The organism is Deltaproteobacteria bacterium, from assembly GCA_019309545.1.
In the GTDB taxonomy this organism is placed as follows: domain Bacteria; phylum Desulfobacterota; class Desulfobaccia; order Desulfobaccales; family Desulfobaccaceae; genus Desulfobacca_B.
This window is the reverse complement of the sequence record JAFDGA010000004.1, coordinates 1-19548: the sequence shown is the minus strand read 5'-3', so window position 1 is coordinate 19548 and position 19548 is coordinate 1. Positions and strand designations below refer to the sequence as shown.

The 19548-nt window shown below is 54.8% G+C and carries 18 protein-coding genes; 7 read left to right on the top strand and 11 right to left on the bottom strand.

Annotated features, from left to right (window positions below):
* Positions 1-19: 19 nt before the first annotated feature.
* The 4 genes from JRG72_01740 (at position 20) to JRG72_01725 (ending at position 2979) form a co-directional block, all read left to right on the top strand.
* A complete protein-coding gene (locus JRG72_01740) occupies positions 20-514 on the top strand; it encodes an SH3 domain-containing protein (protein MBW2133944.1) in 495 nt (164 codons plus the stop codon).
* Entirely contained in the window at positions 511-1413 is a 903-nt protein-coding gene (locus tag JRG72_01735; protein MBW2133943.1) for a M48 family metalloprotease, read from the top strand. Before JRG72_01740 ends, JRG72_01735 begins: the two co-directional genes overlap by 4 nt.
* Positions 1414-1480: 67 nt before the next feature.
* Positions 1481-2731 (top strand): AI-2E family transporter, encoded by a 1251-nt coding sequence (locus JRG72_01730; protein ID MBW2133942.1) that lies wholly within the window; start codon positions 1481-1483, stop codon positions 2729-2731.
* A gap of 77 nt (positions 2732-2808) precedes the next feature.
* Positions 2809-2979, top strand: a complete 171-nt coding sequence (locus JRG72_01725; GenBank protein MBW2133941.1) for a hypothetical protein — start codon at positions 2809-2811, stop codon at positions 2977-2979.
* A 156-nt stretch (positions 2980-3135) separates the two neighbouring features.
* Here the strand turns inward: JRG72_01725 and JRG72_01720 are convergent, their stop codons facing one another.
* From JRG72_01720 to JRG72_01675, 10 genes are all read right to left on the bottom strand, one after another.
* Positions 3136-3726 carry a C40 family peptidase gene (locus JRG72_01720; protein ID MBW2133940.1) on the bottom strand — a complete coding sequence of 197 codons (591 nt, stop codon included), beginning with the start codon at positions 3724-3726 and terminating at the stop codon, positions 3136-3138.
* A complete protein-coding gene (gene metG, locus JRG72_01715; protein MBW2133939.1) occupies positions 3668-5578 on the bottom strand; it encodes a methionine--tRNA ligase in 1911 nt (636 codons plus the stop codon). The genes JRG72_01720 and metG overlap by 59 nt, the downstream gene beginning before the upstream one ends.
* 117 nt (positions 5579-5695) lie before the next feature.
* A complete protein-coding gene (locus JRG72_01710) occupies positions 5696-5962 on the bottom strand; it encodes a type II toxin-antitoxin system RelE/ParE family toxin (GenBank protein ID MBW2133938.1) in 267 nt (88 codons plus the stop codon).
* Entirely contained in the window at positions 5959-6189 is a 231-nt protein-coding gene (locus JRG72_01705; GenBank protein MBW2133937.1) for a hypothetical protein, read from the bottom strand. Before JRG72_01705 ends, JRG72_01710 begins: the two co-directional genes overlap by 4 nt.
* An 11-nt stretch (positions 6190-6200) precedes the next feature.
* Complete coding sequence (locus JRG72_01700; protein MBW2133936.1) at positions 6201-6650, bottom strand: YkgJ family cysteine cluster protein; 450 nt, start codon at positions 6648-6650, stop codon at positions 6201-6203.
* A complete protein-coding gene (locus JRG72_01695; GenBank protein MBW2133935.1) occupies positions 6647-8011 on the bottom strand; it encodes an ATP-dependent 6-phosphofructokinase in 1365 nt (454 codons plus the stop codon). Before JRG72_01695 ends, JRG72_01700 begins: the two co-directional genes overlap by 4 nt.
* Before the next feature lie 226 nt (positions 8012-8237).
* Positions 8238-9266: an NAD(P)-dependent glycerol-3-phosphate dehydrogenase gene (locus JRG72_01690; GenBank protein MBW2133934.1), complete on the bottom strand. Its 1029-nt coding sequence runs from the start codon at positions 9264-9266 to the stop codon at positions 8238-8240.
* Positions 9250-11700, bottom strand: coding sequence for a DNA gyrase subunit A (gyrA, locus tag JRG72_01685; GenBank protein ID MBW2133933.1), 2451 nt, complete (start codon positions 11698-11700; stop codon positions 9250-9252). The genes JRG72_01690 and gyrA overlap by 17 nt, the downstream gene beginning before the upstream one ends.
* Before the next feature lie 141 nt (positions 11701-11841).
* Positions 11842-12969 carry an ABC transporter substrate-binding protein gene (locus JRG72_01680; GenBank protein ID MBW2133932.1) on the bottom strand — a complete coding sequence of 376 codons (1128 nt, stop codon included), beginning with the start codon at positions 12967-12969 and terminating at the stop codon, positions 11842-11844.
* A complete protein-coding gene (locus JRG72_01675) occupies positions 12970-13398 on the bottom strand; it encodes a hypothetical protein (protein ID MBW2133931.1) in 429 nt (142 codons plus the stop codon). It lies immediately after the preceding gene.
* 212 nt (positions 13399-13610) lie between these two features.
* Between JRG72_01675 and JRG72_01670 the strand changes: the two genes are divergently transcribed.
* From JRG72_01670 to JRG72_01660, 3 genes are read left to right on the top strand one after another with little or no spacing between them, the layout of a single operon-like run.
* A complete protein-coding gene (locus tag JRG72_01670; GenBank protein MBW2133930.1) occupies positions 13611-14093 on the top strand; it encodes an adenosine-specific kinase in 483 nt (160 codons plus the stop codon).
* Positions 14090-15040: an NDP-sugar synthase gene (locus JRG72_01665; protein ID MBW2133929.1), complete on the top strand. Its 951-nt coding sequence runs from the start codon at positions 14090-14092 to the stop codon at positions 15038-15040. The genes JRG72_01670 and JRG72_01665 overlap by 4 nt, the downstream gene beginning before the upstream one ends.
* A gap of 57 nt (positions 15041-15097) precedes the next feature.
* On the top strand, positions 15098-16120 hold the full coding sequence (locus tag JRG72_01660; GenBank protein ID MBW2133928.1) for a phosphotransferase: 1023 nt from the start codon (positions 15098-15100) through the stop codon (positions 16118-16120).
* Between the two features lie 117 nt (positions 16121-16237).
* Here JRG72_01660 and JRG72_01655 read toward each other — a convergent pair.
* Positions 16238-19548 (bottom strand): translocation/assembly module TamB domain-containing protein (locus tag JRG72_01655; protein ID MBW2133927.1); only part of this gene is annotated, 3311 nt, incomplete at its 5' end.

Here is a 19548-nt window from a genome sequence, read left to right as displayed (position 1 = left end):
GGATAAAGGAGGAACAGAGATGAGGAGCAGTATTCCTGGTTGGCGCTGGTTGCTGGGGCGAGCCGGGCTTTTGGCTCTGATGCTGGTGCTGTTACCAGCCCTGGCCTATGCCCAGACCCTTAAGGTGGTCAAGAACCAGGACTGTCTACGGGAGCAGGCTCAGTTCTTCGCCCGGCCAGTGGCGTCGGTAAAGCAGGGAGATCAGCTTAAGCAATTGGGTATTCAGGGGGACTGGTATCAGGTGGAGTTTAAGGGTAAACAGGGCTGGATTCACCAGAGCGCGGTCAGCACGCGCAGCGTGCGTTTTTCGACTTTTCTGGGTATGGGCCGGGCTCAGGCGGCCAGCGCCGAGGAAGTGGCCCTGGCTGGCAAGGGCTTCACCCCGGAGGTGGAGGCCGGTTACCGGGGAAAACATCCTGATATGAATTATGCTGCGGTCGACCGGGTGGAGAGTTTCCAGGTGCCGGACCAGGAATTTCAGAGGTTTCTGAAGGACGGAGGACTACGGCCATGACTCGACAACTAGCGGGCATCTTAGTCTTGTTGCTGGCCCTGGGTCTGGTCCTGTCCTGTGCCGAAGTAGTCAAGGTAGGCACCTCGATCGGCCAGGCCAGCGGTTATCTGAGCAGCACCGAGAAGGATTCGATTGATAAGGTGGCCGAAAAGACCGAAAAGGCAGCCCGCCCCATCACGGAATCCGAAGAATATTATATCGGTCGGGCCGTGGCCGCCCGGTTTTTGGGAAAATATCGGTTAAGGGATGACCCCCAGGCTACCTTGTATATCAATGAAATCGGGCAGACGGTAGCCCTGGCCTCGGATCGGCCCCAGACCTTCGGGGGCTACCATTTCGCCATTCTGGACACCGATGATATCAACGCCTTTGCCTGTCCGGGCGGGATTATTCTGGTGACCCGGGGCATGCTGAAGAAGGCCCAAAGTGAGGATGAAGTAGCGGCTATTCTGGCTCACGAAGTCGGCCACATCAATCATAAAGACGGCATTGCCTCGATCAGTCAGGCCCGCTGGGGCGAAGTTTTGGCTGCGGCCGGTACTGGCGCGGCGCAATCCTTTGCCGGGGTGAAGCTGGGCAGTCTGGTGTCCTTATTTGAAGATGCCGTCAACGATGTCTTCAAAACCCTGGTAGTAAAGGGCTACAGCCGGGTGCAGGAATCCAAAGCCGACCTAGCCGCCTTGAAATATACCCGGAGGGCTGGTTATAATCCCAGTGCTTTGGAGGCTTTTCTGGCCAGACTGGAGAAAACCGGCGCCAGCGGCGGATTCCGGACAACCCATCCAGGGATGGCCGAGCGACTCAAGAATGTTAAGGCGGAGCTGGCCAAATCAGGTCCGATGCCGGTGACCGCCGCCCAAAAGAAGCGTACCGCCAGATTTAAGTCCATTAAACTTTAGGGATACCGGCGTCCGGTCAGCGTTGAGCGGACGCCAGGCCAGAGGAAAAGGGAACTTTTAGTTAGAGGTGACCTCTCAGCATAAAGAACAGAAGCCGGAAGTCAAGAATTCTTCGGGTGACGCTGCCGGCCCGGAACTGCCGCCTTCGGGACCAAGCCTCAGGGCCTTCCCCACTCAATTTGCCAGGATCTTTTTTGGCGCCTTGACCCTACTGATCCTGTATTTCTCCTATCTGATCGTCAAGCCTTATCTTATCGAGATCTTCCTGGCCCTGGTGCTGTTTTTTACTACCAAGCCCATATATCTGGCCCTCAACCGACTTTTCCGAGGATGGCGCATGCTTAGTTCGGCAATCACCTGCCTGTTGCTGACTATCCTGATTATTTTACCCTTGCTCACCCTGACCGGAATCGTTGCCGGTCAGGCCTTGGAACTGTACAGCACGGTCAGTAAGGGCCTGCAGAGCGGCTATCTCTGGCAACAGCTCAGCGACAAGCTAGCATTTTTAGAAGAATATGTGGAGCATTTGAATCTGCCCATTCATCCTGATCAAATCAAGCCGGAAGAATTGGTCCGAGCTGCCCTGGCCAAGGCCAGCGGGTTTATCTACACCAACACGGTGGGACTGGTCAAAGGTTTTACCTCATTTTTCTTTAGCCTGACGATTATCATCTTCGTCACCTTCTTTTTATTTTTGGATGGCGATGTCTTTATTGAAGAAATCAAAAAATTATCCCCGCTCGATGCCGCCCACAATGAGGAAATTTTCGGAGACATCGAGGCTACCATTAAGGCTACCCTTAAAGGCACAGTGATTGTCGCCTTTATTCAGGGATTTTTAGGGGGATTCGGATTTTGGCTATTTGGGGTGCCCCAGTCCGCCTTCTGGGGAACGATAATGGTTCCGGCTTCAGTGATTCCGGTGGTGGGAACCGCGCTGATTTGGGTTCCGGCAAGTTTATATCTCTTTTTTTTGGGCCATCATAGCTCGGCTATAGGGCTAACGCTCTGGAGTGCTATTGTCATCGGCTCGGTCGACAATCTGGTTAGACCTTATTTTTCCAAGGGGGCTCGCCCCATCCCGACCGTACTTATTTTATTCAGCATCATGGGGGGGATCAGTTATTTCGGGATAGTGGGGTTTATCCTGGGGCCGCTGATTCTGTCCTTCCTGCTGTCGCTGTTGAGTATCTATCAGATTACCATCCTGAAGGTACCGCGGCAGTTAACCGAACCGCCTCCTCCAGCGCCGGAAGATTCCTCGCCCTCCGAAGCTTCAAAAGCAACCGAAAACCAGACCCCGGAATCCGAACTTTAGGCCCGAGCCAGCTAAAGCTTATACTGTTTTGGGTTCCCGGTTTCCTGTAAGATATTGTATCGGCCTGGGTCAAGACCGTGGAGGCGCCGGGGTTCCTGGACCTGGCCTTGCAGTATTTTTATCGCACCGTGGCTTTCCTGGCGGAGGTGCGGGAAGACCTGAAAAGCCAGCTCTTTCGCCGGGATCTGAACCTGTTCAACCAGACCCTGGACGGCAAGTTCGTCCTGGCTGCCAACACTACCTTCTAATAGAAAGTCGAGACGACTCACTCCGGAGGCCACCCTCGGCCTTTCGGAGTCAATGCTAACCACCGATTGTAATTTAATTTTGAAATTAATTTTTGCCCTGCCCTCTGCCACGCTAGTCCACCCCCCGTATATAGGTCAGGGGTCGGTGGCATTCTTTCAGTTGCTGGATGGCAGATAGCGGCGAGCGCCGATAAAAGATCGGCGCCAGGTCTCATGATTCAAGTTACTGATACAAACCCCACGGCTGGAAGAAGCGTGGATGAAGCGCCCGCCGCCGATGTAAATGCCGCTATGACAGGGACGGGACTTTTTCCGGGAAAAGAGGTCGGTAATGATGCTGGCCGAAAAATAGGAAGGCTGTTGCTGGCAATATTGATTGAAAAAGACCACGTCACCGTAACGCAAATCGTCGGTATCGACCTTTTCTCCGTTTTTGTACTGGTCCTTGGCCGTGCGGGGCACCCTGATGCCGGCCTGCTGATAGACTCCCATGACCAGCCCGGAACAATCGACTCCGGAGGGACTTGAGCCGCCATAACGATACGGGGCTCCCAGATAAGACCGGATGGCCTTTTTAATAGCCCTCTCAGAAGCCTTCCTTTTAACCGCGGGAGCCTGAACCCGCTTGCCGCCGCATCCGCCCAGCCCCAGGATCAGAACCAGGAGGATTACTCCCAGCCTCCGGTTCTTAAGACACCGGCCTCCCGGGGGGGACCTCCTTGTCAGTGGTGAGAAGATAGAGTCCATCGGCGCTCTCCGCGGCCAGCACCATCCCCTGGGATTCAACTCCCATGAGCCGGGCGGGCTTGAGATTGGCGACCAGGATGACGGTCCGGCCGATCAATTCCTCGGGCCGGTAGGACCGCCCGATACCGGCCACGACCTGACGCAGTTCGCCAATATCTACTTGTAATTTGAGGAGCTTATCCGATTTAGGAATCCTCTCCGCCGCAACGATCTGGCCCACCCGCAGATCCAATCGCTGGAACACGGACAAGTCGATCTCCTCTTTAAAGGGCGGAACCTGGGCCCGAGCCGGCTGAGCCGAAGCAGCAGGAGCGGGAATGGCCTCCAAACGGGGGAATAGGGGCGGCCCCTTTTGCAAAGTTCCCCCGGGCAATAGCTGCCCCCAGTCAATCAATTCCGTTGATGGCCGACTACACCAGGCCGGTCCCAATCCCAGTTGCTCGCTCATCTTTTCGGCGCTGCCGGGCATGATCGGTCTCAGCAACACGGTCACGAACCGCAGCACCTCCAGCAGGTGGTAGAGCACCGTATCCAGCCGCGGTTGCTGGTCGGGCTGTTTGAACAATTCCCAGGGTTCGCAGGTAACGATGTAGCGGTTGGTCAGACCGATCAATTCCCACAGCCGCATCAGGGCCTTGTGAAATTCCAGTCGGGGGATCAGTTCCAGGAAATCCCTGGCTACCTGGACGGCGTGATGTTGCAGTTCCAGTTCCGAAGGCTGAGCCGCGCCGGGTTGGGGGACTATCCCCTGGCGGTATTTAAAGGCCATGGCCAGGGTGCGGGCAAACAGGTTGCCCAGATCATTGGCCAGGTCGGCGTTGATCCGCCCCACCAGGGCCTCTTCGCTGAAGTGGGCGTCCAGGCCGAAGACCATCTCGCGCAGAAAGAAATAGCGCACCTGGTCCAGACCATAGCGGTTCACCAGGTCCAGGGGTTCCACCACGTTGCCCAGGCTCTTGGACATCTTGCCCTGGCCCATCTGCCAGTAGCCGTGGACGTGGAGATGTTGGTAGGGTTCAATTCCGGCGGCCTTGAGCATGGTCGGCCAGTAGATGCCATGGGGCTTCAAAATGTCCTTGGCAATCAGATGCTGACACCCCGGCCAAAATTTCCGGTATAAGGTGTCGTCCGGATAGCCCAGGCCGCTGACGTAGTTGATCAGGGCGTCAAACCAGACGTAGGTCACATAGCGATCATCAAAAGGCAGGGGAATACCCCAGTTCAGGCGGGCCTGGGGCCGCGAAATACACAGGTCTTCCAGCGGCTCCTTTAAAAAGGCCAGTACTTCATTGCGATAGCGTTCCGGGCGGATGAAATCCGGGTGCTGATCAATATAATTGACCAGCCAGTCCTGGTATTTGCTCATGCGGAAAAAGTAATTGGCCTCCTTGATAAAGGTGGGCGCGACTTTATGATCCGGGCATTTGCCCTCCACCAGCTCCCGTTCCAGGATAAAGCGTTCGCAGCCATAACAATACAAGCCGCTGTATTCACTGAAATAGATGTCCCCGGCGTCATTGACCCGCTTAAGAATTTCCTGGACTACCCGAATATGTTCGGGGGAGGTAGTGCGCAGGAAATGGTCATAACTGAGCTGCATCTGATCCCAGGTGTGGCGAAACATGTCGCTGATCCGATCCACAAAATCCCTAACCGACAGCCCCGCGGCCTTGGCAGCCTCTACCACCTTTTCGCCGTGTTCATCGGTGCCGGTCTGGAAGCGGGTGTCATGCCCCATCAGCCGGTGAAACCGGGCCAGGGTATCGGCGACAATGGTGGTATAGGCGTGGCCGATATGGGGTTCGGCATTGACATAATAGATCGGGGTGGTGATATAAAAAGAATCTGTCATCGTTGATTTTTATCCAATTTTTTGAATACCAGATACCGAATAATTCCTACCTTAATGATATTCCCCTGGAGTCTTGAAGTTGAAAATACTGGATGGGACCTGTCCTTTCTTAAATGCTCATATCTCCCCGGAAAGTCGGGTCCGGGGTTGGATGGTGGCGATCAATATGGTCAGATCGTCTTCGCGGACTTCATAGATAATGCGCCAGTCGCCCACCCAGGAGTAGCGTTGCTCGCGGTCATGGGCCAGCGGTTTGGAAATCAACGTCGAATAGGGGTTAAAGGCCAGTGCTTCGATCCGCTCCTGCATCAGCCGCAAGGGGACCGGGTCTAACCATTCTAATTGGGAGCCGGTTTTGACCGACAGCCGGATGGTGTATTTCATAGCTGGTGGTCCCGCTTAAAATCTTCCCAGTCCAGGTAATCGCCCTGTCTGATCTGATCAAAGCCCTCCTGAAAGTCGAGCAGGTCCTCCGGGGTAAAATATTCATCCCGCGGTCCGCCCCGCTGGTAGAAGGCCTCCAGAATCTGAATAAACAGGGGGCCATCCGGACCGGCCAATACCGCCCGGAATTTTTCGATCAAAAGCTCATCATCGTGGCTGAAGGACAAAACTTTCCTCCTCAGGTTAACGCCTTAGAAGATTTCTCCGAAAACTGCTCCCCCGAGACCAAGGATTCTGACCTAGCCACTCTTTCCTGCCACCACTGGACGAACTCCGCATGAGTGCAATAGGCGGCAATCCCGGGACAGGCCTCTTTAGCCAGTGCCAGTTCCTCGGGGTCGGCCAGAATGGCCGGCAGAAAGGGCCAATCCTGGCAGATCCGCGGCTTTACCGGATGCACACGGCAGCGTCCCTCCTGGTTCAGGATGCACATGCCATCGGCCTTGGTGCGCAGGGTAAGCCCCAGAGATGAAGACTCCAGGTAATGTTGGCGGAACTCTGCCTCCGAAAGACCTAAAAATTCCGCCAACTTGCCAATTTCTGCCTTGCTTACCAAGATCCCCCCTTTTCCCCGGCAGCATTCGCCGCATTGTTGACATTGGAACACTGGCCGCGGCGGCTCACTCATCGCGGCTCCACTAAATTGCTGGAGACCGAATTTTTCATCGGGGGCTGGCCGGTGGATTCGAGCACACTGCGCCACAATGGTTCATCCAGACGCACCTGTCGACGTTTGCCTACTGCGGCCTTGATTGGGATATGGACATAGCGATCATGCCAGAGACTGACCAGCATCCCGGTTTTGCCTGCCATCCCGGCATGGACAGCGTTCTGGGCCAGATAGCCGCAATAGATGCGGTCATTATAATTGGCCGGCATACTACGAATAATATAACTGGGATCAATGAATTTCAGGTTGATCTCGATATGCCGCTGTTTAAAGTAGTCATTAATCTTATCGACCAGGAAGCTGGCGATATCTCCCGGTTTAATGTTGCCAGAGGGATCCCGCGGCAGCTCCTCTTCTTTAAAGAATTTCTGTCCCGCACCTTCAGCCACAATAATCACTGCATGACGCCGGTCAGCCAGCCTTTTTTCCAGGGCGCTTAAAAACCCTTGCTCGCCTTCGAGATCAAAATCCGTTTCAGGAATCAGCACAAAATTGACCTCGCGCAGCGCCAGGGTGGCGTTAGCGGCGATAAACCCGGAATAGCGCCCCATCAATTTTACTAAGCCGATGCCATTGGGGGCGCCTAAAGCCTCAGTGTGAGCACTGCGAATGGCTTCGGTGGCCATTTCCACCGCGGTGTCAAAGCCAAAGGAGCGGGAAACCAGGGCGATATCATTATCAATGGTCTTGGGAATGGCAATCACACAGATGCGCAACTGCCGCCGGGTAATCTCGTCGCAGATAAGATCCGCCGCTTTTAAGGTGCCGTCTCCGCCGATGGCAAACAGGATGCTGACATTAAGACGTTCCAGGGCATCGACAATTTCTCCGATGTCCTGCGGCCCTCGGGAAGAAGAGAGAACCGTACCGCCAAAGTTATGGATATTGGCCACAAACTCCGGGGTCATCTGAACTATATCATGGCCATACTTGGGGATAAAGCCCTGCAGACCGTAACGGATACCGTAAATATGCCGGACCTTATATAAATAGTGGAGCTCCAGAACCAGGGCCCGAATGACATCATTGGTGCCCGGGCATAAGCCCCCACAAGTTACAATGGCGCAATGGATCTTATTAGGGTCAAAATAAATTTTGGCCCGGGGCCCGGCCATTTCGAAGGATAAGGGCTTTTCTTCACCGCAGTAATTTTCTAGATATTCTATTGTATCATATACGAGCAGCCGGTCCTGGTCACTGATAAATTTAGGGGCAACAATATCACCGCCCTGAGAGACAACATTCATATAATTAATCGGCGAATCTACTTTGGTAACTCCGATGCTCGGAATCGAGGTATCAAAATGTTCGTACTTCATAAGCCGCTTCCTTTTGGGGTTTCAAGTTCCAAGTTTTTGGTTTAGAAATTTATACCTTAGTGAGCATTAAGCTGTTGGATCATATGAAGATTAGGAACCTTGTGCCTTCCAACTGCCCAGCTCCCAGTTCAGCATGAATAATCTGTAATCGGCATCATCCGTCAACAAAAGCCTTCTGCTGCTCAGCAAAATTCAAAACCTGGAACTCGAAACTTAAAACGAAGGTTTACCAGGTCTGAGACATCGCATCAATTTCGTCTTTTAGTTCCCGGCTCATCAGTTTCTGAATGGCCTCCAGGGGCGAATGATCCTCGTAAAGGATACGATAAACCTGCTCAACGATGGGCATGTCGATCGACAGCTTCTGAGCCAGGTGATAAGCCGCCCGGGCGGTTTTAACGCCTTCGGCCACCATCTGCATGTCTCTTAAAATGTCGTCTAACTTTTTCCCCTGCCCCAGTTGCAGGCCGACCTGATAATTGCGACTCTGGCAGCTGGTGCAGGTTAACACCAGGTCTCCCAAACCGGCTAGCCCGGCCAGGGTCATAGGGTTGGCTCCAAGGCGAACACCCAATCGGGAAATTTCGGCCAGACCCCGGGTGATCAGTGCCGCCCGAGGGTTAGCTCCCAAACCCAGGCCTTCCAGGATCCCTGCTCCTAAGGCCATGACATTTTTCAAGGCTCCCCCCAGTTCCACGCCGGTAACATCATAGCTGGCATAGACCCGCAGATTAGGAGAAGAGAACAGCTGCTGGATGCGGGTGGCAATGGGCCGCTGACGGCTGGCCACAGTGACCGCGGTGGGCTGCCGGCGGGCCACTTCAGTGGCAAAACTGGGACCGGAGAGAACCGCGTAAGCGGTCTCCGGACCCATTATCTCCCGGACCAGACCTTCCATGGTCAGCAGGGTGTCGCCTTCGATGCCTTTGGTGGCACTGACCAGAATTACGCCGGGGAGCAGATGCGGACTCAATTGGGTTAACGTGTGGCGATACACATGGGAAGGGACCGCCATAATGACTATAGGCTGATCCTGAACCGCTTCTGCCAGGTCGCCGGCAAAGCTAATACGACGGGATAGTTTTATCCCTGGTAGGAAGACCGGGTTTTCGCGGCGGTCCTGGAGGATGGCCAACAATTCTGGCTCGAACACCCACAGACAGGTCAAGACTCCTTTGCCGCCCAGGTGATGGGCCAGAGCCGTCCCCCAACTGCCGGCGCCGATCATGGCGACCGTTTTATCCTTCCAGGTCATCGGAATTATCTTCCCCTTTATCCCCTTTTTCCGCCAACCGGGCCAGGCTTACCACCCGTTCCTCGGGCTCGGTATCGATCAACTTCACTCCCTGAGTGATCCGGCCGATCACCGAGATATCCTTGGCCGCCATTCTGATGATCTTGCCCCGGTCAGTGATCAGCATGATCTCATCTTCTTCGGTGACCTGGAGAATCCTGACCACCGGACCGTTGCGCTCGGTGATGCGCAGGGCCAACAGCCCCAGACCCCCTCGTTTCTGTGGGCGATACTCTTCAGTGTGAGTCCGCTTGCCATAGCCTTTTTCGGTTACGGTCAGGATAGTCCCTTCCTCTCTGAGAATTTCCATGCCCACTACTTCATCGTTTTCGGCCACCGTCATGCCTTTGACCCCGCGGGCGGTGCGCCCCATATCCCGGACTTCTTCTTCAGAGAATCGGATGATCTTTCCCTGACGGGTTCCCAGAATTATCTCGCGGCTGCCGTCAGTATAACCCACACTTACCAACTCATCGTCCGGGTCAACCGAGAGGGCGATCAGTCCACCGGGGCGCGGCCGGCTAAAGCTCATCAGATCGGTCTTTTTAACCAGGCCTTTTTTGGTGACCATTACTAGAAAATGCTGGGGGATAAATTCCCGGATGGGCATGATGGTGGTCAGCTTTTCCTCCGGCCCGAAGTTGAGCAGATTGACAATCGCCTTACCCCGGGAACTGGGGCTGCCCACCGGAATTTCATGGACTTTCAGCCAATAGATGCGCCCCCAATTGCTGAATATCAGAAAATAGCTGTGCATGGAAGCCACATAGAGGTGAGAGACAAAATCCTCGTCCCGCATCGCCATCCCCATCCGGCCCTTGCCCCCCCGTCGCTGGCTCCGATAAATGCTCAAGGGGTTACGCTTGATATATCCCAGATGGGAAATGGTAACCACCATATCTTCGTCGGCAATCAGGTCCTCCAGGGTTATTTCGGCGGCCTCGGGAATGATCTCGGTCCGGCGATTATCTCCGTAGCGCTCCTGAATTTCAGTCAATTCCTCCTCGATCAACTGATAAACCAGACGTTCATCGGCCAGGATTTGCCGATAGCGGACAATATCGGCCAGCACCTTTTCATATTCGTCGACGATTTTCTGGCGCTCCAGGCCGGTTAACCTCTGCAAGCGCATATCCAGAATCGCCTGGGCCTGGGTCTCGGTCAATTCTAAACTAGCAATCAACTGCTCACGGGCTACCGCGGGACTAGCGGCGGCCCGGATCAGGGCGATTACCTGATCGAGGTGGTCCAGGGCTATCTTGAGTCCGGCCAGAATATGAGCCCGTTCCTCAGCTTTACGCAGTTCATAGCGCGTCCGCCGCAGGATGACCTCGCGGCGGTGCTTGAGGAACTCTCCCAACAAATCTTTGAGGGTTAGGATTTCCGGACGGTTGTTGACAATGGCGACCAGATTGATTCCAAAGGTAACTTGCATCTGGGTATGCAGAAAAAGCTGGTTCAGGATGGTCTGAGGAATCTCATCTTTTTTGAGCTGAATCACCACCCGCATACCTTCCCGGTCAGACTCATCCCTTATATCGGCGATGCCCTCGATTTTCTTGTCCTTGACCAATTCGGCAATGCGCTCAATCAGCCGGGCTTTATTAACCTGATAGGGCAGTTCCTTGATGACCAGACTTTCCCGTCCGCCCCGCTGCTCACTAAAGGTGCGGGCCCGCAGCCGGATAATCCCTTTGCCGGTGCGGTAGGCCTCAGCAATGCCACTGGCTCCGTAAATAAAGCCCCCGGAAGGAAAATCCGGTCCCGGCAGGATTTCCAGCAACTCTTCCAGACTGATGGCCGGATTGTGGATGGTGGCCAACAGCGCCGCGCAGACCTCCTCCAGGTTGTGGGGCGGGATATTGGTCGCCATGCCCACGGCAATCCCCGAGGAGCCATTGATCAACAGATTGGGGACCCGGGATGGCAGGACCAGCGGTTCGTCCAGGGAGCCGTCATAATTAGGGACAAAATCTACCGTCTCCTTGTCCAGATCCTGGAGCAATTCCTGGGCCAACCGGGTCATCCGGACCTCGGTGTAACGCATCGCCGCCGGGGCATCGCCATCGATGGAGCCAAAGTTGCCCTGACCATCGACCAGCAGATAACGCAGCGAAAAATCCTGAGCCATCCGCACAATGGCATCGTAAACCGCGGCATCGCCGTGGGGGTGATATTTACCGATCACATCACCGACGATGCGGGCCGACTTCTTGTAGGGCTTGTTATAATCATTGCCCATTTCGGCCATGGCAAACAGGATGCGGCGGTGCACCGGCTTCAAGCCGTCCCGGACATCCGGCAAGGCCCGGCCGATGATGACACTTAATGCGTATTCCAGGTAGGACTTCCGGATTTCATCTTCGATATTGACTTGTACCAGTCGTTTTTCCATATTCTGAGTTAAATATTTGTCTGTAAGCTCATTATGATATTAAACCAAAACCTATCTTAATGCTTAGAAATTAATACTTCCGTAGGCATTATTATCTCTGATTTGCCAAATAGTATACCAAAGTTGCCACTTATAAATAAATTAATAAGCTTTAATAGTCGTAACATAAACAAATCTACCATTCTTTACTTTATTGATAACCATTTCCTTAATTGGATTATTATCCGGCCCTATGGTAATAGTCCCGGAAACGGCCGGAAAATCTTTAATGGTAGTTAGAGCTTGGCGAATCTGGGGGCCGTGGGTAGATTGGGCGGTTTCAATGGCATGGTGCAGGAGAAAATAACAATCCGCGCCTAGGGCCGCAAAGGCGTCCAATTCTTTCCGGTTAGTCGACTCATAAGCCTGGATAAATTGTCGGGCCAGAGGGGTAGCCGCGGCCTCCCGGTGAAAATGGGCGGTAAAATACATGCCTTCCACGGCATTGCCGCCAATGGTCAGCAACTCCGGCACCTGGGCCCCGTCCCCGGTCAGTATGGGTATCCGTAAGCCCAAGTCTTGAACCTGTTTGGCCAAGAGGGCGTCTTCGGCATAGTAGTTGGGGGCATAGATGAGGTCAGGCCGGCTGCCTTTTAAGGCCGAAATCTGGGCGGTAAAATCCTGGTCGCCGGTTTGGATATAGGTGATGGAGACGATCTGACCGCCCAAGTTCTTGAATTCTCGCATGAAAAAGCTGGCCAGGCCGACACAGTAATCCTGGGCCTGATCAATAATTACCGCCACTCGGCGGGCCTTAAGGTTCTCCCAGGCAAACCGGGCTCCCACCCGCCCCTGGAAATTATCTACAAAACAGGCCCGGAAGGTATAGCGGCGGTTCTGGGTCACCAGGGGATTGGTGGCCGTAGGAGTAATATTGGGAACCTGGGCCCGCTCGGCGATCGGCGCCCCGGCTAAAGTGTCGCCGCTGATCACCTCACCGATGATGGCCACCACCTTTTCCTTTTCCAGCAGGCGGCTGACCGCATTGGCCGCCTCGATCTTGTCGCTTTTGGTGTCCACCAGGGCTAGGGTGATTTTGCGCCCCAAAACCGAGGGTTGCATCTGGTGGGCGATCTGGACTCCCTCCCAAACCATTTCCCCCATCGCTGCCGCAGCGCCGGTCATGGGCAGATATAACCCCAATTTAACCGGTTCGGCCCGTCCGACCGCCGCACTCAACCATAGCCCGGCCACCAGGATCAGCAAGCTCTTAAAAAACCACGCTCGCAATCAGTTTCCTCCTATTTTGCAGCCACTGAGCAGAAATTGTGGTCCCAGAAACAGGCTGATCTGTTCGCTGGATAATTTAGCATCGCCATGCATCATGCGGGTCAGGATAAACAGGAACGTGTCGTAATCCTCGACCTTGGTAAGGGCGCGGCCTTCGGCCACATCTTCCAGGGCCAGCGGGTGTAACTGCAAAAGATGGCCCAGCTCCTGTAAAAGTTCAAAGTTACCAAGCCCTTCGAGATGTACCCATAGGACACCCCCGCGCTCCGTCAGGCTCTGACAGTCAGCTACCGTGGCCTCGGAAAGCTCTTCTAGTTCGGTGGGGTCGTACCTGATAACCCTGAGCCGCGAAGGCACCACGGCCCTCTCCGGGGCCCTCACCAGGGTGCCGGGCGGGGTTCCAGGCGGCGGATAAGCTTTATAGGGCATCAATGATGTTTAGTCTTTAAAATCGGGCCATGGGACAACCGGCTTTGACTCATCATAAATTCCAGCAACCGGGATAACTTCAACCGATTATCGCTTGTCAGGGGCGATTTGACAATATTATAATACCACTTATTGGCTAAGGTGTCAAAAATCAGAACCCGGCAGAATCGTCCCTAAGACTGAACTTAACCTTGGCTCTGGAGGGGGAAAAGATGGAACTTAAAGTTGAACGTCTGAATATCCCGGAGGGCGCCAATCTTATTCTGGGTCAGTCCCATTTTATTAAAACTGTTGAAGATCTCTATGAAATTTTGGTAGGCGCGGTCCCCGGCATCCAGTTCGGCCTGGCCTTTTGCGAATCCTCCGGCGATTGCCTGATCCGCTTCGAGGGCAATGACCAGGAGCTGATGGAAGCCGCTACCGAAAATGCCCGACGCCTGGCGGCTGGACACACCTTTAATGTGCTGCTGCGCAATGCCTTTCCGATTAATGTGCTGAACGCCATCAAGCAGTGCCAGGAAGTCTGTAACATTTATTGTGCCACCGCTAACCCGGTGGAAGTCATCCTGGCCCAGACCGATCAGGGCCGGGGCATTCTGGGGGTTATCGACGGGCTGTCGCCCCGGGGGGTCGAAGGTCCAGAAGGCAAAAGCTGGCGTCAGGAAATCTTACGCAAGCTAGCCTATAAAAAATGAAGGCAGTAATTCTGGCTGCCGGCCTGGGAACCCGCCTGCGGCCTCTCAGCGACCGGGTTCCCAAGCCCTTGTTTCCAATTCTCAACCGGCCGCTGTTAGCACTGATAATCGCGCAACTCCAGGAGGCCGGGTTTTATCAGATCGGCATCAATATCCATCACCGGGCTCCAGAGATGCGAGCCTTTGTGGAACAACACCTCCCGGCTGGAGTGCAATCGCATCTCAGCTATGAGCCAGAGATCTTGGGAACCGGCGGCGGCCTTAAAAAGCTGGCCGACTTTTTGGGAGACCAGCCGTTTCTGGTAATTAACTGCGACATTGTTACGGATCTAAATCTGACCGAAATTTATCAGGCGCACCAGGAGCAGGCCCTGGCCACTCTGGGGCTGCATCATTGCCCTCGCTTTAATCAAGTCTGGAGAAATGCTGCCGGCCATATTGCCGGTTTTGGCCAACCCTGCCCCCCAGAGGCAGTCGGACCGCCCTTGGCCTTTACCGGGGTGCAGGTAGTTTCGCCTCGACTGTTGGAGCGGATGCCGCCGGGCAAGGTCATCAACATCATCGATCAATACCAGGAAGCTATCGCTGCGGGTGGGAAAATCGCTGCCCAGGTGGTAGAGGGCCATTACTGGCAAGACATTGGCACTCCGGAGGCTTATCTGGAGGTCCATCGGCGACTGTTAGCCGGGGAAATCTCCGGCGTGGCCCGATTTTTTCCACCCCTTACTGACCCCTGCCTGGGGGAGGGGGTCGTTTTGGGAGACGGGGTCCGCACTGCCGGAGGCGTCTGTATCGGGCCCGGGGTTCGGATCGGAGCCAGAGTCAGTCTAAAAAATACCGTGATCTGGGCCGACGCCAGAATCGATGCGGATGTTAACCTGAGCGATTGCATTGTCGGCCAGAAAGCCTGGGTCCGGCACTCGGCCCAGGGACAATGTTTGCTTTAGCTTATACTGATGCTGAAGGTTATATTGCCGGAGTTGGTCGAATAAAGAATGCGGCCCATGGACAAAATCCTCATTACCGAGCAACTACAGAGGGCGGTAGCCGCCCTGGGCGGACAGCTCCTGGGACTGTCGCCCCTTTCCGGGGACGGCTCAGACCGCCGGTTTTTTCGGCTCCACGCTGAGGAGCGGCCCCTGGTCTTGCTTTATCAGGGCCAACCACCAGGAGCAGCGGTAACCGAAAATGATTCCTATTTTTTTATCGGTCGCCATCTGTGGCATCAAGGCCTGCCGGTGCCGGAAATCTACCATTATTGTCGGGAAGAAGACTGGTTTTTACTTGAGGACCTGGGAGACTGGAACCTGCAAGACGAGGTTCAGGCCCGGCCCCACTCCGAATCAATTCTGGACTGGTACCGACAGGCCCTGGAACTGCTGGTTCGTTTACAGATCAAGGGCTACCAGGGCTTCAACCCGGCCTGGTGTTTTGATACCCCGGTTTACGACGACCAACTGGTGCGGAGACGGGAGTGCCATTATTTTGTCCAGGCGTTTTTGCAAAACTTCTTAGGCATGGCGGTTGCGCCGGGTGAGCTGGAGGCCGATTTTTCACAGCTATTGGCCCGGGCCCTGACCCCCGGTGAACAATATTTGTTACACCGTGATTTCCAGTCCCGTAATCTGATGATTAAAGATGGCTGTTTGCGCCTGATCGATTTTCAGGGCAGTCGGTTGGGACCTTTGCCTTACGATCTGGCTGCCCTCCTCCTCGACCCCTATGTCGCCCTGCCCCCGGACTGGCAAGACCGGCTCCGGCAATATTATCTGGAAATTTTGAAAGGCTATCTTCCGGTCAAAGACCAGGCCTTTGAAGAACAGTTCTATTATCTGGCGCTGTGCCGTAATTTGCAGATTTTGGGAGCCTTTGGCTATCTCACCCGGGTCAAAGGCAAGCCCCAATTTGCCCAATATATCCCCTTGGCCCTGGCTCGCCTCCGGGAGCGGTTGAACCAGTCTCCCGGTCAGGTCTTCTCCCGCCTGCGGGAAGTGGTGGAACAGGCGCAGGAGATTATAACTTGCTAATTTTTAAGGTTATTTTTATCACCCTGGCAGCATAAAAGTTTAAAAGTGGCGGAATCTGACGCTTTTCTACAGCGTTAAAAACCGCAACGGGAAACCTGAAACCTCCCCAATCTTGGGTCAGAAATCAAAATTGAGAAAAATATCCCCGCCAGGATTGCGGCGGCCGAATTGACTTTCCAGGCTAAGATATTTATTGAGCTTGTATTCCACCCGGAATTGATTGACGTCCTCCGCACTTAAGGGATCGAGGTTGCGTTCGTAAGAAACGGTAATATCCTTGGTTAATTTTTTTCCTACTCCCACTGCACCGCCCCCGCCGTTAAGGCTCAGACTTTCCACCAAAGGTATGGCTCCGCCGAAAAAGTCTTTCATCTTTTCGGCGGTGATGCCTCCTAGAATGCTCATTGCGCCGTGTTCGCGGGTAATGGCGTTGGCCGGCCGATCAAACAGCAGATAAGACAAGACATCGGGCTGAGACAGCGGCGGCATGCTCTCCAGGTGGGTGCGAGGATTGGTTACCGGCCCCGAAGCCACGATGATTAGGGTTACATCATCCATCTCATGACGGGCCCGGGCATCCAACATTATCAATCCCCCCGGAGATCCCGGGAAGGTGACCAAGGCATGTTCGATGTCGAAGACCTTACGGTTGAGAATAATGCTGCCCTGCAAGGATTGAACTTTGCCAGCCAGGAACAGCGGTCGGGGGGGGATTTTGATTACCCTGATGCCGCCGGTCAGGTTGGCTTTCAGATCCTTCTCACGCACCCATACCTTGCCTGGGAGTTTTATATTTAATTTGATCAACAGATTTTTCCATAAAGCCGAATCTTCCGATTCTTTCTGGGCCGGGGTCTGGACCGGGGATGCTTTCTGGGGCTTGATTACCCGAATCTCCGGGTGGCCTGCGGCCTGGAAGAGGCTCAACTTAATCTGGGCTTCAGGTATGGTTACTTGACCGTGCACTTCCAGGTGGGGCCAGGTGCCGCTCAGGTTAATCTGGCCATTGGCCACGGCGCGCGATCCGGCCCGATTCAGGGCCAGGAAGTTAGTCGATTGCAAGCGGTAATCCACTGCGCGGGGCTCTAACCCGACCAGGGTCATGGTTCCGCTCAGAGAGGCCCGGCCCTCGCCGCTATGTAAAACCAGACAGGGCAAGGTTACCTTTTCCTGGTCCAGATGCAATTCCCCAGCAGCCAGATCATAGGGCACTCCGGCTTCCCGTAATTTGAGAAATCCTGATCCCCACTTGACTTTCCCCGCGATGTGAGGATTTTTTAGACTACCAGTTAATTGGGCCTGGACCTCAAGGCCGCTTTGGGCCGCCTCCACCGCCGGGATCAGGTCGGACACCATCGCCAGGTTGAGCTTTTCCCCTTGCAGCCGAATCTGCAACCCTTGTTCTCGAGCCTGGACTACCAGGGGGCAAAAAGACAGAGACAGGGGAATCTGCCCGTTTAGCAGCAAGCCGGGGCCGTCGGCCTTTTCCCGCAGTTGGCCGTCAATCTGGAGCTGGTCAGTGGCATAGGTCCAATCGAGTCGGAAAGTTTGGAATTCGAAGTCAGCTACCCGGCCTGGGCTTATAGTAAGCCGTCCGTCAATCATCGGCGACCTTAAGCTCCCTTTGGCCTTAGATTGAAGGTCTAGCGCTCCCTCAAGCAGCGGTACTGACGGCCATAGATTATTGAGCACAGCCACCGGAAACCGCTCCACGTCCACCCGGAAGGACAATGCCTGTTGATTAGCAATGCCGCCTAAATTGACGGTACAATCCCGATAACGGAAAGAGGCCGGGGAAAGCTCAAACCCCTCGGGGGCGAATCGCAGCTGAATGGGGGCCAGACTCACAACCTGATGCTTCTCCGTTCCCAACCGGCAGGTATCCACCGATAACAAATACGGACGGCTCTGCAGATTCAGAGTGCCGCCCACCAGGCCAACTGACTGTTTCGGCTGATCTAGCCGCAAATCAAAGGCCACTTGCCGCTGCTGGGCCTGGCTGGTTAACCGCACCTTGAAGAGGCTGAGCCAGGGAGACTTAAATTTTTTGCCGGTCAATTCCAGCCGGGCGACATCCGGCGGCCAACCCCTGGAGTCTCCGGAAATTTGTAAGCTCTCTACCGAGAGTTGATGCCAGGCTAGTCGTTGTCCCGAAGCGGTCAGACGCAAATGGGGAGACGCCCAGGAACCGCGAAAACTCCCCCTGGCTTTGACTTCGCCCTTCAGCCCGGCGGGGACCAATGGCCACTGAGCCTGAGGCGACAGTTCCAAGTTGAAATTGAGATCAGCTCCGGTCCGCTGGACCGATCCCTGCAGAGCGGCTTGCACTCCGGCCAGCCGCAGCCGGGCCTGGGGTAGTTTAAGGACGTTCTGCTGCCACTGGCCCTGGACCCGCAACTCCTGGACGGTATATCCCTGGAGAGTCCCTTTGGCGGTCAGGGTCCCTTGGGCCTCTAAAAGGGAGAGGTTGCCAGGCTCCGGCCAGGTAAATTGGCCGGTAAAGTTTCCCTCCACCCGGCCCGCAGGAGCTTTTTGACCTGCCAACAAAGCGGGGTTTAGCTGCTCCACCTTTGCCCCCAACTCACCCGCCAGACCCGGTTTGGGCCCCAAGCCGGGAACCAGCCGACCGGAGCCATGGGCGGCCAGGTGGCCGAAATTGCCCTTGACCTCTGCCTTGAGCTGTTGCTGGGAATCCTCACTGATATCAAAATTTATTTGAGTTTCAGTTACTTCGGCCTGATTATACTGAAAAGGTCTAATTTTTAGATTGCTCTGCAATCGCCCCCCGCTCCAGGGCAGACCGGTGCCGGCCAGACTGAGGGAGCCCCCCAGGGGCGACAGCTTTGCCTCCGCCGGAAACCGATTGACCGCTATAGCCCGAAGGATATCGGCGCTAAGCGAGTCCACCCGGACGTTCAACCAGTAGTCCAGGTTGGCGGAATTTTCGTAATTCAGGCCCCCATTCAGGGCAATATGACATTTCCCCAGACAGATTTTCCCGGTCCCCCTGATATGACGGATATCACCGGTTAATTTAAGATCCCCAGCCATCTTTTGGTCTAAGGGCCATTTCGGCCAAATGCCGCGGACCTGTTTGCCGCTTAACGGCAGCAGCCGAATATCCAGGATAAGCTCGGGGAGATGATCTAATCGGGTCAGACTACCGGTTATCAAACCGGCCGGTTGGTCATTCAGGGTAATATTCAAGGAATCAAGTTGGAGTTTCAGAGCGCTGACCGAAAGCTTGGACTGAAGGGTAATACGCGGGAGATTCGGCGGCGTAAAAGCAAGATGACCACTTCGGACCTGAATAACCTGGTCTAAACGTCCGGGGTTTTTAATGATCAGATCATCGAGTTTCAGATCAAGCCGGCGGATCAGCAATTCTTGCCCCGGACGGGTCAGTCGGACCTCTCCCTGAACGATGC